Below are 15,200 nucleotides of genomic sequence, written 5' to 3'. Positions count from 1 at the left end.
CGGCATGCCTCTTCCCGCTGCTGACCGCGCTCTGCCACGCTTTCTGTCATTGCCTCGTGAACCGGCGTTCAACAAACACCTACACATTGGGCTGGTTATGTCAGACAAATGGCGAATGGCGGTTTACAGCTAGTTGACCAACAATTCGCAGGGTAACGTGGCGCAACTCAACGTTAATTACGTTGGTGCGACCCTCGGGATGCATTCAACAAGGATACCCCTATGCATGCGTGGACTTTAATCTCGTTTCTGTTCTTCACGGGGTTGGTCGCCTTGATTACCTGGCGCATCACTCACCGTGACGATCTCAGTAACACGCGCGGCTACTTTCTCGCAGGACGCAGTCTCAGTTTCCCGCTGATCGCCGGCTCCCTGCTGATGACCAACCTCTCGACGGAGCAGATGGTCGGATTGAACGGCTCGGCCTTCTCGGACGGGCTGAGCGTCATGGCCTGGGAGGTCGTCGCCGTCGTCGCCCTGGTATTGCTGGCGCTGTTCTTCCTGCCGCGTTTCCTGCGCAGCGGCATCGCCACCGTTCCGCAACTGCTGCAGGAACGCTTCGGCCCGACGACGCAATTGATCTGCAACGTCATCTTCCTGGTCGCTTACGCCGTCATTCTGCTGCCGATCATCCTCTACTCCGGCGCCGTCGGCCTGCAGGGCATGCTGGACTTGCCAGTACTGACAGGCATCGATTCCAGCACGACGCTGCTGTGGCTGACGGTCTGGGGCGTCGGCATCATCGGCGCTGTCTATGCCCTGTTCGGCGGGCTGCGCACGGTCGCGGTTTCCGACAGCATCAACGCCATCGGGCTGCTGGTCGGCGGGTTCGTCATCGTCTATCTCGGTCTCGATGCCGTAGGAGACGGCAACGGCATCGCTGCCGGCTGGCAGGCAATCCAGGAGGCCCAGCCCGAGCGTCTCAACTCGCTAGGGCGCCCGGACCAGCAAGTGCCCTGGCCGACACTGTTCACCGGGGTCTTCCTGATCAACCTGTTTTACTGGTCGACCAACCAGCAGATCATCCAGCGCACCTTTGCGGCAAGGAGCCTTTCCGAGGGTCAGAAAGGCGTGCTGCTGACCGGCTTCCTCAAGCTGCTCGGGCCACTCTATCTGGTGCTGCCGGGCATCATCGCCTACCAGCTCTATGCCGATGAAGGCATCGCTGGCGACCAAGCCTACGGCTACCTGGTTTTCCACCTGCTGCCACCGTGGCTGACAGGCTTCTTCGCGGCCGTCATGGTCGGCGCCATCCTGTCGTCGTTCAATTCGGCGCTGAACAGCACCACGACGCTCTTCAGCCTGGGTATCTACAAGGGCGTGCTCAAGAAGGACGCCAGCGAGCAGCAAGTCGTCAACTCCGGCAAGGTCTTTGGCTGGATCATGGCCGTCGCGTCGATGGCCATCGCCCCGCTGCTGGCCGGCCAGGACAGCCTGTTCGACTACCTGCAGACCATGAACGCCATCTATTTCATTCCGATCCTTGCGGTGGTGATCGTTGGCCTGCTGACCAAGCGAGTGCCGGAGTCGGCCGCCATCTTTGGCCTGGTCGGGGGCATCATACTGATCGCTGCGGGCTACTTCGTGCCGCCGTTCAACGGCATCCTCGAGATCACCAATCAGTACCACTTCGTCGCCGGCGTCTTCGTGCTGCTCATCGTCGTGATGCTGCTGATCGGCAAGATCGCGCCGCGCCGCGAAGCCTGGGTCCATGAAGACGTCAAGGCCGTCGACCTGACGCCCTGGAAAGGTGCCGTGCCGGTGGGCATCGTACTGCTGGTCCTGGTCTTCGCGATCTACTTCGCCTTTGCCGGCTGATCGCGACGACAGATACCCGGCACAACACCGACGACGCCTCGCCACCGTGCGAGGCGTCGTCGTTTCAGCCTCTTTTCAGGGCAAAATCCTTTCATGGCCTCGCCGCCACGCCCGCATATCCGCTCAGATCGTTTACCATGCAGGCAGGTTTTCTTCGGAAACGAGGCGATGCGCCGACAACTGACTCATGAATTTCAGAACCTGATCGATCGCAGCCGGGATCGCCAGTTGCGCCTGGCGGTGACCGGGCTTTCCCGCGCCGGCAAGACGGCGTTTTTGACCTCGCTGGTCAACCAGCTGCGCCATGCGGGTATCGATGCCCGTCTCGACCTGCTCAAGTCCGCCCGTGAAGAGCGCCTGCTCGGTGCGCAGCGTGTCTCCCAGCCCGATCTCGGGATCCCGCGCTTCCCCTACGACGAAGCGATGGCCTCCCTCAAGTCGACACCGCCCCACTGGCCCGAGCCGACTCGTGGTATCAGCGAGCTGCGTCTGCAACTGCGCTACAAGACACGACGCGCTCGTGGCCTGCTGGGTGACACGGCGACGCTGACGCTGGATCTGATCGACTACCCCGGCGAATGGCTGCTGGACCTGCCGTTGCTCGAGCATGACTTCCTCAGTTGGAGCCAGGCCCAGCTCGAAAGCATGGGCCCGGAGCGTCGACGCTACGCCAGGACCTGGCAAGACGCCGCTGCGACCCATGCAGCCGACGAGACGGTGGACGAGTCGCGTCTGGCCGAGCTCGCCGAGCATTACGCCGCCTCGTTGCGCCAGGCCCGGGAAGCCGGCTTTTCTCACCTGCAGCCGGGCCGCTTCCTGCTGCCCGGGGATTTGCAAGGCGCACCGGTGCTGCAGTTCTTCCCGCTGCCGGGCGTCACCGAGAAGGATCGTCAGACGCTGGAAGCCCTGCCCGCCTCCAGCCTTTACCAGACGCTGAAAAAGCGATTTCGCTTCTATCAGCAGCATGTGGTCAAGCCTTTCTATCGTGAGCACTTCCGCCGCTTCGACCGCCAGATCGTGCTGGTCGACGTACTCGGCGCGCTCAACGCCGGCCCCGAACGCTTCGAGGATCTGTCGCGTGCGCTCACGACCTTGATGCGAAGTTTCGACTACGGCAAACGCAGCCTGCTGAACCGGCTGTTCTCGCCGCGTATCGACCGGCTCGCCATCGCCGCTACCAAGGCGGACCACGTCACGCCGGACCAGCATGCCAATCTGGTCACGCTGCTCGAATCACTGCTGGCCGAGCCGATCAAGGATCTACGCTACGCCGATGTCCCGGTTCGGGCTTTCTCGCTGGCCTCGATTCGGGCCACCGAGACCCGCGAAGTCGAAAGCGACGGCAGACGTCAACCGGCGCTGCGGGGACATGGCCTCGACGGCGAGCCGCTGCTGGTCTATCCCGGCGACGTCCCGACCCGGCTCCCGGAGCCAGAATTCTGGCAGCGCCAGGGATTTGCCTTCACGGCCTTCCGGCCGCCACCGTTCACGCCAGCCGCACTACCCCATATTCGCATGGACGCGGCTCTGGAATGGCTGATGGGAGATAAACTGCGATGAGCGACCCCCGCCCCGGGCAGCGCTTCACGTTCGATGAACCGCCGAGGCCTGCCGACGACGCCTCGTTGAACGGCGCGCAAATCTACGCCCCCACACAGGCCAGCGATCCCTACTCCGCGGACGACGACTCGCCCGCGCTCGATGCCGCCATCGAACCGCCGCGCAAGCGCCGCTGGGGGCTGTTGGCCATCTTCGGCGGCACGCTCGCGCTCGGCACGATCGAGGCCGCGCAGTCGCTCTATACTTCGGCCCTCGGCGGCGACTGGCTATCGGGCGCCTGGAGCATGCTCGGCCTGCTTGCCGTCGGGCTGGCTGCCAAGGCGCTCGCTGGCGAGGTGTGGCGGCTGCGCAAGTTGCGTCGGCATGCGCGCCTGCGGCAGCAGCTGGATGACGAGTGGATCGACGACACCGACAATGCCCGTACGGATCCCGCCACGCTGGCCGACGAGCTCCGTCGCCAGATGGGGCTCTCCCGGGATCATCCGCACTGGCAATCCTTCCTGCGCGCCCACCAGTCGCATCATACGGCGCACGAGACCCGCGAACTGATCGCATACCACATCCTCGCGCCGCGCGACCAGGCGGCACGGCGGCTGGTGACGCGAATGTCGGGAGAAACCGCCGTCATGGTCGCCGTCAGCCCGTTGACCCTGGTGGACATGTCGCTGATGGCCTGGCGCAACATTGCCATGCTCGATCGCATCGCCGCGCTCTATGGGCTGCAGCTCGGCTACGCCAGCCGCCTCAGGCTGTTCAGGGAAGTGCTGCGCAACATGGCCTTCGCCGGTGCCAGCGAGATGATCACCGACGCCGGCATGGATCTGCTGTCGATGAACCTGGCAGCCAAGCTATCGAGTCGCGCCGGTCAGGGCCTGGGCGCCGGGCTGCTGACGGCACGTCTGGGCCTGCGCGCCATGCGAACTACCCGGCCGATCGCCTTCGAGTCCGGCGAACAGCCGCGCCTCGCCGACCTGCGGCGTGAAGTGTGGCAGCAACTGCGCCGGCTGGATGACACTGCGGGGAAGGGTTGACTCGGCGAACGGAAGTCAGCCGCCGCATCGATCGAGAGCGGTGAAGCGACACCGTGACATCAATCGAGCGAAAAGAACGCTCGCAGCGTGTGGGCCACCGCAGATTCGTGATGCGCACCAATCCTCTTGGCCCGTGGCAGTTGATCGATGACCTCGGGATGGGCGTTGGAGACGACATAGGCATTGCCCACCAGCGTCAGCATTTCGACGTCGTTGAAGTTGTCGCCGAACGCCAGCGCCCGCTCGATGGGAAGATCGAGCGCCTTGAGCGCGCGACTCAGCGCGGTCGCCTTGTTCACGCCCCGATGCATGACCTCCAGTGAATTGGCCGCCGAGTAGGTGATATGCAGCGCTTCCCCGTACGCCTCCCGCAGGGTGCGCTCCAGCGGTTCGAGCAGTGCCGGCTCGCCGATGTAAAGTACCTTGCCGACGTGTTCATCTTTCAGGTCGCGCATGTCGTCGACCTGATAGGTGAACCCTGTCATCGCATGAAGCGGCAACAGTTCCGGCGCTTCGGCGTCGATCAGCCAGCGGTCATGGGTGTAGAGATTGAGCCGCACCGTCTCCGGACGCGGCAGCGCCACCAGTGCCTGAACCAGCTCGGTCGGCACCAGCGTTTCGTTGACGAGCCGATCGTCGGCATCGTGAACGTGGGCGCCGTTGCTGCTGATGATCCAGGCCGGGATCTCCAGCTGTCGTCGAATCGCCGCGATATCGTGATAGTGCCGCCCTGAGGCCAACGCGATCACATGCCCCTGCGCCGACAACGCCCGCAGGGTGTCTCGCGTCAAGGCGTCGACGCGATGCTCGGCATTCAACAGGGTATTATCGAGATCGCTGGCGATCAGATGCTGGGCCATGGAGTCTTCCTTGAATGGACGGCGTCGAACTTCAGCGGCCAAATGTCAGCCACGGTTTTCGAACTCGGGGCATTCAGTGTCGACGGCCGGCCGGCGGGCGTCAATTGCCCGCTGGCCGCCGTACGCTCTCCCGCTGCTCTCTCACTCTCCTTCTCTCCCGCTCTCTACACTCTCCCAGAATCGCAGCCCTCGACTCCGGTCTGTCATCTGGCCTCGAGACTATTGGCCACCGCGCGGGCCTGCCGGCCCATCACCAGATGCAGAACGCCGTGACCGATTTTCTGCATGCCGGCAGTTCCCAGCGCCAGGAGCGCAGATTCATCGATGCGTTCGCAATCCCCCAGTTCCACCCGCAGCCGGGTCGTTGCCACGGCCGCGACGGTGCGAATATTCTCCGCGCCGCCCAACGCCGCCAGCCACGCTTGTCGCGAATCCGCATCCAGCTCGGCATCGTCCAGTGCCGTGTCGCTCTCCAACGCCGTCGGTACATCCGGCGTCTTGCCGTGATCCCGCATCGCCGCACGGATCTCGTCGGCGACACCATCGGCGATCGGCCCCAGGATCACCTGAAGCCCGCCACCGCGCAGATGCAATACGCCACGCGCGCCGAGCTGCTTGAGGGCCGGCTCGTCGATGGCCTTGTCGTCGGCCAGCACCAGCCGCAGGCGCGTCGTACAGGCCCCCACGCTGGTCAGATTGGCCGCGCCGCCCAAGGCGCGCACGAACGCCGGGCCCCGTTCGCCGGCCTCGACCGGGGCACCGGCAGCCCCAGCGGTTTCCGGCTCGCGGCCCGGCGTAGGCAGATCGAAGCGCACGATGGCCCAACGGAAGATGCCGTAGTAGAGCACGAAGTAGCAGAGCCCCACCGGAATCATCATCCAGCCGTTGGTCGACAAGCCGTAGGAGAGCGCGTAGTCGAAGGCCCCGGCGGAGAAGGTGAAGCCCAGCTTGACGCCGAGCATGTTCATCAGCGCCATCGAGATGCCGGTGAGAACCGCATGCATCGCATACAGCGCAGGCGCCAGGAACATGAACGAGAATTCGATCGGCTCGGTGACGCCAGTCAGGAAAGCGGTCAGCGCCAGCGACAGCAACAAGCCGCCGACCTGGGCGCGACGCGATCGCGGCGCAGCGTGATACATCGCCAGCGCCGCCGCGGGCAGGCCGAACATCATCACCGGGAAGAAGCCCGCCATGAAGCTCCCCGCAGTCGGGTCACCGGCAAAGAAGCGGTTGAGATCGCCGGTGGCGCCGTCGAAGCTGCCGAACACGAACCACACGAAGCTGTTGAGCACGTGATGCAGCCCGGTGACGATCAGGATGCGGTTGAGCACGCCGTAGACGAACAGCCCCAGGTCGCCGGCGTCGATCAGCCATTGCCCCAGTTGATCGATGCCCTGCTGGACCGGTGGCCAGACCAGGCCGAAGATGCCGCCGAGCACCACCGCCGAAAGCCCGGTGACGATGGGAATGAAGCGCCGCCCGCCGAAGAACGCCAGGTAGTCCGGTAGCTTGATCGCCTTGTAACGGTTGTAGAGCAACCCGGCCACGCTGCCGATGATGATGCCCGAGAGCACCCCCATGTTGATATCGGGATTCAGCGTTTCCAGTACCGCGTTGAGCACCAGATAGCCGATCACCCCCGCCAGCCCGGCGGCACCGTTGTCGTCGTCGGCAAAGCCGACCGCCACGCCGATAGCGAAGATCAGCGCCAGGTTGGAAAAGATCGCATTGCCGGCATTGGCGATGAAGGCGATATCGAGCAGATCCGGCTGGCCCAGGCGCAGCAGCAAACCCGCCACCGGCAATACCGCGATGGGCAGCATCAGCGAGCGCCCGAGTTTCTGCAGACCGGCCATGAGCCGGGAACCGAAGGTCGTGGTCATGACGCGCTCCTCAATCTCTTGTTGTCGTGTTATCTCTTGCTGTCGCGCTGCCGATGCCGGACTTGACCTCGCCGACGCTCGAGGACACGCCGTCGATACCCTGGGTGCCGTCGTCTGGTACGTCGTCGTCCGCGTCGAGCATCGCTTTCGGCAGGTCGCCCAGCGCCTGTCTCACGGCGGCGCCATCTTCCAGCGCCAACAGCGAGGGGAGCCGGCTGGCCAGGGCGCCGGCGTGCAGCCGACGCAGCGCGGCCTTGACCGCGGCGATACGCCCGGGTTCGACGGAAAGCTCGTCGACGCCCATCGCCGCGAGCAAGGCTCCCGCCAGCGGGTCCCCCGCCGCCGCGCCACAGACAGCGACCGGGCATTGACCCGCCGCTCCTTCGAGACACAGCGCGATGAGTCGCAACACCCCGGGATGGAGCACATCGTTGCGCAGCGCCAGCGACGCGACCTCGCGATCCATGGCCAGGGCGTACTGAGTCAGGTCGTTGGTACCGATGGAGAGAAAATCGGCTTCGCGAGCCAGACTGGCCGCACACAGTGCCGCGGTCGGCACCTCGATCATCGCCCCCAGCGCCGGCAGCCGCTCGATGCCCAGCTCCGTCGCTCGTGATACGAGTCGTTCCCGCACCCAGCGCAATTCGCCGACATCGGCCACCATCGGCACCATCAGCCGCAGCGTCGGCAGTCCATCTTCGCAAAGCGGCAGGCCGCGCCCCGCTTCGAGCAGCGCGTCGAGCTGAGTCTCGAAGAGATCGGGATGTGTCTGCCAGAGTCTGACGCCCCGCTCGCCCAGCGCCGGGTTGGGCGTCGCCGATAGCGGGAGATAGGGAAGCTGCTTGTCGGCGCCGATATCCAGCAGACGCACGACGACCGGTTTGCCACCCATCGCCTCGACGGCGGCGCGATACTCGGCCTGCTGCTCGGCCAGCGTGGGCGCAGCCTGCCGCTCCAGAAACAGGAATTCGCTGCGCATCAGCCCGACGCCATCGGCGCCCGCCCCGGCAGCTTCCCGCGCTTCCATGGGGGAGGCGATATTCGCCGCGACATGAAGGCGCCGCCCGTCTCGGGTCGATACCGGGTCGAAGGCAGCCGCGCGCTCCGCTGACGCCTGCCGCCGCTGACCGGCCAGTTCGGCGTCGACCGCCGCCAGGCGGCTTTCGTCGGGCGCGAGCTCGAGCACGCCATGATGTCTGTCGCGACGGACATCCAGGCAGGCCTTGTCACTGTCCGCTTCCAGCAGCGCCTCGCCCATTGCCACCAGGCATGGCAGACCCCGCGCTCGCGCCAGAATCGAGACGTGGGAGGTCAAACCGCCGGCTGCCAGACACAGTCCGGCAATCCGATCCGCCACCTCGACGAACTGCGAGGGCGTGAGCTCCCGTGCCGTCAGGATCGCGCCGTCGATTCCCGAAACGGTTGTCGCCGCCTCGGTCGCGAGAGGCTGCATGACCCGGCGCTGCAGGTCGCGCAGATCGTCGGCCCGCGCCGCCAGCAAGGGATTATCGCCGGTCTGCAGACGTTGGATCTCGCGCTCCAGCGCCAAGAACCAGGCCCGCCCGGCGCTGTGCCCGCTGGCGATTTCCGCCTCGGCCGCTGCGCGCAGATCGGGATCGTCCAGCCAGGCGCGGTGGGCTTCGAAGATTTCCGTCTCGTCTTCCCGGCCCCGCGCCCGGGCGCCTTCCATCGCTCGAGCCAGCGAGGCGTCGGCATCGGCCACGGCCTGCGACAGCACCTGGCGCTCCCGCTCGGGGTTCTCCCCTTTGTCAGGCACATGCGGTAGCGCGACCGTGTAGCGAACCAGCGGCCCCACTACCAGGCCGGCGCTCGCCGCCAGACCGGTCAGAACGCCAGGCGCAGACTCGATGGCGGCTGCCTGTGGTGCCCGTTGCTGCCCGCCAGGCCGTGCCTGAAGCGGCTCATTCTGGCCACCATCACCGGCGGCTTCGGGTGTTTCGAGCAGCGCCACCGCCGCCTCGACAGCGGCCTGCGCGCTCGCCCCTCGCGCCATGATCCGGACCCGATCCCCCCGAGCCAGCCCCAGGTTGAGCAGGGCGCTCAGGCTGGCAGCGCTGGCTTCCCCCACAGGGGGTTCGCCGACGCGGCTACCTCCAGCCCGTGTCAGTGTCAGCTCGACCGCGTGCGTCTGGGCGATGGCTCGCAGCCGTGCCGCCGGACGGGCATGCAAGCCGCTGGCCGAAGTGATCGTTGCCTCGTCATGCGCGGTTTGCTCGCGCCCGGGCTCGTCGTGACCTGCGCTTGCTGCCTCGACGGCTACCTGCCAGCGAAGAAGCGCTTCGCCCATCTCGACGACCGTTCCCGGCGTGACCAGCGCTTCCAGCTGGATCTCGGCGCCGTTGGTCAGCACGATGGGGCTGACCAGCGCCGTGGCGCGCTGCGCCAGCCGGTCGGCGTCGAACCGGCACAGCGGATCACCGGCCGAGACGCGCTCGCCGGCCGAGACCAGCAGTTCGAACCCCTCGCCACCCAGATCGACGGTATCGAGCCCGATGTGCAGTAGCCATTCGTGGTTGCCATCGTCTCGCAGCGTGATCGCATGGGCGGTCCGGGCGCACTGGATGACCTCGCCGTTGCAGGGAGCATGCAACGTTTCCCCCAGCGGGTCGATCGCGATACCCGGCCCCATGACGCCTTCGCCAAAGACCGGGTCGGGTACTTCCGACAGCGGGACCACGACCCCGCGCATCGGGGCACCGAGAAACCGTAACGTGGATGACATGAAGACTCCCGACTTGTTGTTGTTTCGATCCTGTTTCAATCCGGCACTCGCCGAACGCCCGGTATTGAGTTGCTACCCGAGACCAGCGAACCGCTGGCGATTCAGAGCGTGCGCGTCACCTTCTGCAGGTGGCGCGGCTGATCCGGGTCACCACCGCGTGCCACCGCCAGCTTCGCGGCCATCACGTAGAAGCTCTGGATCACCGATAGCGGCTGCAGATCGTCATGACCGGCGTCGATCAACGGCAGATGACGCTCGGCGACACTGTCATCGGCCACCAGCAGCACCCTGGCGCCGATGCTCTCCAGCCATTTCGCCAACTCCAGCAGACCGGGCTGGTCCGGCCCCGGCGGGGCGAAGACCAGCACCGGATAGCCCGGCCCGATCAGCGCCATCGGCCCGTGGCGAACCTCGGCGGCACTGAACGGCTCGGCCTGGATGGCGCAGGTCTCCTTGAACTTGAGCGCCGCTTCCTGAGCGATGGCGAGCCCTACGCCGCGACCGATCACCAGCAGTTTGTCGACGCCGACCAGTGCATCTATCGCCGGCTGCCAGTCCTGTCGTGCTGCCGATTCGAGTCTCGACGGCAGCGCCTCCAGTGCCGACAGCAGCGCCTCGTCATCGGCCCAGACGCCCACCAGATGCGCGCCGGCGGCAAGCGTGGCGAGATAGCTCTTGGTTGCCGCCACGCTCTTCTCGACTCCGGCATGCAGGGCGATTTCACGCTCGGAGGCCTGCCCTAGCGGAGAATCGGGCGTGTTGACCAGCGCCAGGCTACGCGCCCCGCCCACGGCCAGCGCCTTCTGTGTCGCAACCAGGTCGGGGCTGGCGCCGGACTGCGAAATGGCCACCACCAATTGCCCCTGAACACGCCATGGCGCATTGGCAACGGTCGTCAGAGAAGGCGGCACCGACGCCACCGGCAGCCCGAGATGCTTCATCCCGAGATAGCCGAAATAGGCAGCGGCATGGTCGGAACTGCCACGCGCCACCGTCAGCGCGCCATGCAGATCCGCCTCGCGCAGAATCTGGCCGAACTCGGCCAGCGTGCCAGCGTTGGCTTGCCATTGGGCTCGCAGGCATTCCGGGGCGCTCTGCGCCTCTTCCAGCATCAGTGACATCAGTGGCTCTCCCGCGGCGCGCCGGCCGCCCGTGTTGTCGTCTGTTCTCGTGACGTTGCCGATGCCTGGTGGGCGAGCTCGCCCCCGACATAGACGGCATCGATCTCGAGTCGAGCATTCATGACCACGACATCGGCACGGCAACCGATCTCGAGCCGGCCGATCTCGGTCTCGCCGAGGAAATCGGCGGGGTACTGCGACAGCCGCCGGCTGGCATCACCGAGATCGAGACCGATCTGGACCAGATTGCGCAGCGCCTGATCCATGGTCAGCGTGCTGCCGGCCAGCGTGCCGTCGGCCAGGCGCACGCCCCCCAGGCACTTGGTGACATGCTGCTCGCCGAGCCGATATTCCCCGTCGGGCATGCCGGCCGCGGCGGTGGAGTCGGTTACGCCATAGAGGTAAGGAATGCAGCGCAAGGCCGTCAGAATCGCCCCGGGATGGACGTGCAGCAGATCGGGAATGATCTCGGCGTAGTCGGCATGCGCCAGCGCCGCGCCGACCATTCCCGGTTTGCGATGATGCAGCCCGGTCATGGCATTGAAGAGATGAGTGAAACCCTGGGCGCCGTGAGCCAGCCCGGCCACGCCCTCTTCATAGCTGCCCAGGGTATGGCCCATTTGCACCCGCACCCCGCGCTCGCGCAGCTGGCGGATGAGCTCGGCATGGCCGGACAGCTCCGGTGCCAGCGTCAGCAGCCGGATCGGGGCGAGGGCCATCAGCGCCTCGACCTCCTCGATCACGCCGGGGTGGGCATACGGCGGCTGGGCTCCCAGCTTGCCGGGGTTGAGATAAGGCCCTTCGAGATGCACGCCCAGCAGTCGCGCTGCCTGAACCGGCGGCTCATCGATCCGCCGCGCGATATCCCGCAACGCTTGGCGGATATCGGATACCGGCGCGGTCATGGTGGTGACCAGCAGGCTTGTCGTCCCGAAGCGCACATGGGTTCGTGCCATGGTGGTGGCGGCATCGCCACCTTCCATGGCATCCGCCCCGCCGCCGCCGTGAACGTGCAGATCGACGAACCCCGGCAGCAGGCGCGGATGGTCGTTGGCGTCCGGATCGACCGCCTTCCCCTCGAGGTTGACGATTCGTCCGTCATGCCAGTCGAGCGTGCCGAGCCGCCACCCCTCCGGAGTCAGAATGTTGCCGTAAAGCATGTCGGCTCCTGATCGAACGCTCTCACTGGGTCATTTCCTTCATTCATTTTCCTGGGCTGCCGTCATTGGGTGAGTTCCACCATGAAGTCGTAATAGTCGGTGCGACAATAAGTTATCGTCAGTTCGCCGGGCCGGCCGTCGGCGAGATAGCCGAGCCGGGTCATCATCAGCAGCGCCTGGGATGGCGGCACCTGGGCCAGTTGCGCCAGTTCGGCATCGGCGTTGATCGCCGACACGTGCTGCAAGGCCCGGACGATCGGCGTGCCCAGATCTTCGAGACGGCGATAGAGCGAATGCGTGACGCTCTCGGGATCCGACAGGACATGGCCCGGCAGACAGCTCTCCTCGACCGCGACGACCACGTCATCCGCCAGTCGCAGCCGCTTGAGCCGCGTGACCTGGTGGTCCGCGCTCAGCCCGAGGCGCAGGCTCTCCTCTACCGTTGGCGTGCCCAGGCGCCGGCTCAACCAGCGCGAGCTGGGGCGGTGACCGCGCTGAACCAGCAGTTCGGTAAAGCTGGTCAATCGTGTCAGCGACTGATTCAGACGCGGGGCGATGAAAGTGCCGGAGCCGTGGGTACGCTGAATCAGCCCCAGCGCCACCAGGCGATCCAGCGCCTTTCTGGCCGTGATGCGGGAGATGTTGAGCGATTCCGCCAGCACTCGCTCCGAGGGCAGTGCCTCGCCGGTCTCCCAGTCGCCCGCTTCGATCGCCTCGACCAATTGCTGGGCCAGCTGGCGATAGAGCGGAGTCGACTGGGCGGCGTCCAGTTTCAGCCGAGAAAGCGTGGGTGCCATGGCAGTTTGGTTCCGGCGTCGCTGTGGTGGAGCTCGTAGTGGTGGAGCTCGTAGTTAATACCACTTCAATACCACCAACATAACCAGTCGAATACCAATCTGCCAGTTTGGTTACTGCCGACATTGGTCGAATGCCACCGCCTGCCACCGCCTGCCACCGCCTGCCACACCCTGCCATACGGCCCGCCACGAGCAGCCGTCGACCACCGCATGATTGGCGTGCCCCACGCGGAATCCGTATAGTGTCGCTCTCGTCCACCGACCGATCCGATCCGATGCTGCAGAACAACTCTCTTCTGGCCCAGCTGAAGCAAGATATTCGCGCCAACACGCCGCGCGTTCAGGGCACCATCAAGGCGACAGACAAAGGCTTCGGTTTCCTCGAAGCCGAAGACGGCACCTCCTATTTCATCCCGCCACCCGCCATGAAGCAGGTTCTCCACGGCGATCGCATCGAAGCGATCATCAAGGAGAACGGCGACAAGAAGCAGGCCGACCCCGAGACGCTGCTCGAGGCATCGCTGGATCGCTTCGTCGCACGGGTGCAGAAGCGCGACGGCCGCCTGGCCGTGGTGCCGGACCACCCCTCGATCAATCTGTCGCTCAAGGCCCGTCTCAAGCGTTCGCTGGAAGAGTCCGACATCGCCGATGGCGACTGGGTCGTGGCGCGCCTGATCCGTCATCCGCTGCGCCCGGACGATCGCGCCTTCTTCACCCAGATCGACGAGCTGGTGGTCAAGAGCGAAGACCCGGCCGTGCCGTGGCGCGTCACTCTGGCACGTCATGCCCTGGAGCAGGAGTGCCCGCCGGCTGCCGACGCCTGGCCGCTGAAAGACGAAGGACTGACGCGCGAAGACCTCACCGCCGAGCCGTTCTTCACCATCGACGGCGAGAAGACGCGCGACATGGACGATGCGCTGCGCATCGAAAGCACCGACGACGGCTGGGCGCTGACGGTCGCGATCGCCGATCCGACGGCCTACGTGGACGAATCTCACGCCGCGGACAAGGAAGCGCGCACGCGCGCCTTCACGGTCTACCTGCCGGGCCAGAACATCACCATGCTGCCGGAAGCGCTGGCCGACGACCTGTGCTCGCTGAAGCCGGACGTCGAGCGGCCGGTGCTGGCCTGCCGACTGCAGGTCGGTCGCGATGGCACCCTGGGCGAGTACCGCTTCTTCGCCGCGACGATTCGTTCCCAGGCTCGCCTGGTCTACGACAACGTTTCCGACTGGCTGGAAGAAAAGGCAGGCGCCGAGGCGCCGGCAGCCCCGATCGCCGAGCAGCTCAAGGCACTGGCCGAGCTCTCGCGCGCTCGTGCCGCCTGGCGCGAAGCCAACACGCTGGTGTTCAAGGATCGTCCCGACTACGTGTTCGACCTCGACGATGCCGGCAACGTGCTGGGCATCCGCGTCGAGGAGCGCCGCATTGCCCAGCGCATGATCGAAGAGGCGATGATCGTCGCCAATGCCTGCTGCGCCGATCTGCTGGCCAAGGAAGTGGGACACGGCATCTTCAACGTGCACCACGCCTTCGAACCGGAAAAGATCGATCAGGCGCTGGAGTTCTTGACCGCCCAGGAGATCACGGTAGAGCGCGAGCAGCTCGCCGAGCTCCCCCGCTATCGCGAGTTGCGCCGGGCGCTGGATCTTCGGGAAGACGCCTGGCTGGATGCGCGCCTGCGGCGCTTCCAGGGCTATACCAACATGTCGGCACGGCCGGGGCCGCATTTTGGCCTGGGGCTCCCCGCCTACGCCACCTGGACATCACCGATCCGCAAGTACGGCGACATGGTCAATCATCGCCTGATCAAGCGGGTACTGAAGGCCGAGGCAGCCCCGGCGGAAGCCAGCCAGCAGTTGACCGAACAATTGACCGAGCGCCGCCGACTGAACCGAATGGCCGAACGTGACGTCAAAGACTGGCTTTACGTGCGCTATCTGGCTACCGCCATCGAGCAAGGCGATGTATTCGATGCCGATATCATCGACATCCGCCGAGGCGGCATGCGGGTTCGCCTGACCGCCAACGGTGCCACCGCCTTCGTGCCGGCACCGTTGATTCACAGCGATCGCAACCAGGTCGTGATCGACGACAAGGAAGGCCGCATCCAGGTCGCTGGCGAGCCTCGCTACGCGCTCGGCGGCGCCCTGCGCGTCAAGCTGGTCGAAGCCCGTGAAGCGACACGCTCGCTAGTGGCCACTCCCGCCGAGTGAGCGTGGTA

10 protein-coding genes and 1 pseudogene are annotated in these 15,200 nt (G+C 65.7%); 4 read left to right on the top strand and 7 right to left on the bottom strand.

All coding sequences use genetic code 11. The features are described 5' to 3' along the window. Positions 1-222 precede the first annotated feature (222 nt). From DOM32_RS11930 to DOM32_RS11920, 3 genes are all read left to right on the top strand, one after another. Positions 223-1,818 (top strand): solute:sodium symporter family transporter, encoded by a 1,596-nt coding sequence (locus tag DOM32_RS11930; protein WP_071233202.1) that lies wholly within the window; start codon positions 223-225, stop codon positions 1,816-1,818. A gap of 168 nt (positions 1,819-1,986) precedes the next feature. Then, complete coding sequence (locus DOM32_RS11925; RefSeq protein WP_110634753.1) at positions 1,987-3,378, top strand: YcjX family GTP-binding protein; 1,392 nt, start codon at positions 1,987-1,989, stop codon at positions 3,376-3,378. Then, positions 3,375-4,409, top strand: coding sequence for a YcjF family protein (locus tag DOM32_RS11920; protein ID WP_110634750.1), 1,035 nt, complete (start codon positions 3,375-3,377; stop codon positions 4,407-4,409). The genes DOM32_RS11925 and DOM32_RS11920 overlap by 4 nt, the downstream gene beginning before the upstream one ends. Before the next feature lie 59 nt (positions 4,410-4,468). On the opposite strand, the gene DOM32_RS11915 is transcribed toward DOM32_RS11920, so the two are convergent. The 7 genes and pseudogenes from DOM32_RS11915 to DOM32_RS18395 all read right to left on the bottom strand — a co-directional run. Next, complete coding sequence (locus DOM32_RS11915; protein ID WP_071233205.1) at positions 4,469-5,269, bottom strand: Cof-type HAD-IIB family hydrolase; 801 nt, start codon at positions 5,267-5,269, stop codon at positions 4,469-4,471. 203 nt (positions 5,270-5,472) lie between these two features. Continuing rightward, positions 5,473-7,155 carry an N-acetylglucosamine-specific PTS transporter subunit IIBC gene (gene nagE, locus DOM32_RS11910; RefSeq protein WP_110634747.1) on the bottom strand — a complete coding sequence of 561 codons (1,683 nt, stop codon included), beginning with the start codon at positions 7,153-7,155 and terminating at the stop codon, positions 5,473-5,475. A 10-nt stretch (positions 7,156-7,165) separates the two neighbouring features. Further along, positions 7,166-9,898 carry a glucose PTS transporter subunit IIA gene (locus DOM32_RS11905; RefSeq protein ID WP_110634744.1) on the bottom strand — a complete coding sequence of 911 codons (2,733 nt, stop codon included), beginning with the start codon at positions 9,896-9,898 and terminating at the stop codon, positions 7,166-7,168. A gap of 101 nt (positions 9,899-9,999) precedes the next feature. Continuing rightward, positions 10,000-11,019, bottom strand: coding sequence for an SIS domain-containing protein (locus DOM32_RS11900; protein ID WP_110634741.1), 1,020 nt, complete (start codon positions 11,017-11,019; stop codon positions 10,000-10,002). After that, positions 11,019-12,179 (bottom strand): N-acetylglucosamine-6-phosphate deacetylase, encoded by a 1,161-nt coding sequence (gene nagA, locus DOM32_RS11895; RefSeq protein WP_110634738.1) that lies wholly within the window; start codon positions 12,177-12,179, stop codon positions 11,019-11,021. Before nagA ends, DOM32_RS11900 begins: the two co-directional genes overlap by 1 nt. Positions 12,180-12,241: 62 nt before the next feature. Next, positions 12,242-12,703: a GntR family transcriptional regulator gene (locus DOM32_RS18400; RefSeq protein ID WP_420876622.1), complete on the bottom strand. Its 462-nt coding sequence runs from the start codon at positions 12,701-12,703 to the stop codon at positions 12,242-12,244. 42 nt (positions 12,704-12,745) lie between these two features. After that, positions 12,746-12,976, bottom strand: a pseudogene (locus tag DOM32_RS18395) (GntR family transcriptional regulator); the annotation flags it as partial. 275 nt (positions 12,977-13,251) lie between these two features. On the opposite strand from DOM32_RS18395, the gene DOM32_RS11885 reads away from it, so the two are divergent. After that, on the top strand, positions 13,252-15,192 hold the full coding sequence (locus DOM32_RS11885) for an exoribonuclease II (protein WP_110634733.1): 1,941 nt from the start codon (positions 13,252-13,254) through the stop codon (positions 15,190-15,192). The last annotated feature ends 8 nt before the right edge of the window (positions 15,193-15,200 follow it).

This window comes from Salinicola salarius (genome assembly GCF_003206135.1).
Lineage (GTDB): Bacteria > Pseudomonadota > Gammaproteobacteria > Pseudomonadales > Halomonadaceae > Salinicola > Salinicola salarius.
The sequence above is the reverse complement of the archived record's forward strand: the minus strand, read 5'-3'. Positions and strand labels throughout refer to the sequence as shown.

Excerpts from the sequence above, each read along its gene's own strand:
- DOM32_RS11930 (WP_071233202.1), top strand. The coding sequence starts at position 223 with ATGCATGCGTGGACTTTAATCTCGTTTCTGTTCTTCACGGGGTTGGTC.
- DOM32_RS11925 (WP_110634753.1), top strand. The coding sequence starts at position 1,987 with ATGCGCCGACAACTGACTCATGAATTTCAGAACCTGATCGATCGCAGC.
- DOM32_RS11920 (WP_110634750.1), top strand. The coding sequence starts at position 3,375 with ATGAGCGACCCCCGCCCCGGGCAGCGCTTCACGTTCGATGAACCGCCG.
- DOM32_RS11915 (WP_071233205.1), bottom strand. The coding sequence starts at position 5,269 with ATGGCCCAGCATCTGATCGCCAGCGATCTCGATAATACCCTGTTGAAT.
- nagE (WP_110634747.1), bottom strand. The coding sequence starts at position 7,155 with ATGACCACGACCTTCGGTTCCCGGCTCATGGCCGGTCTGCAGAAACTC.
- DOM32_RS11905 (WP_110634744.1), bottom strand. The coding sequence starts at position 9,898 with ATGTCATCCACGTTACGGTTTCTCGGTGCCCCGATGCGCGGGGTCGTG.
- DOM32_RS11900 (WP_110634741.1), bottom strand. The coding sequence starts at position 11,019 with ATGTCACTGATGCTGGAAGAGGCGCAGAGCGCCCCGGAATGCCTGCGA.
- nagA (WP_110634738.1), bottom strand. The coding sequence starts at position 12,179 with ATGCTTTACGGCAACATTCTGACTCCGGAGGGGTGGCGGCTCGGCACG.
- DOM32_RS11885 (WP_110634733.1), top strand. The coding sequence starts at position 13,252 with ATGCTGCAGAACAACTCTCTTCTGGCCCAGCTGAAGCAAGATATTCGC.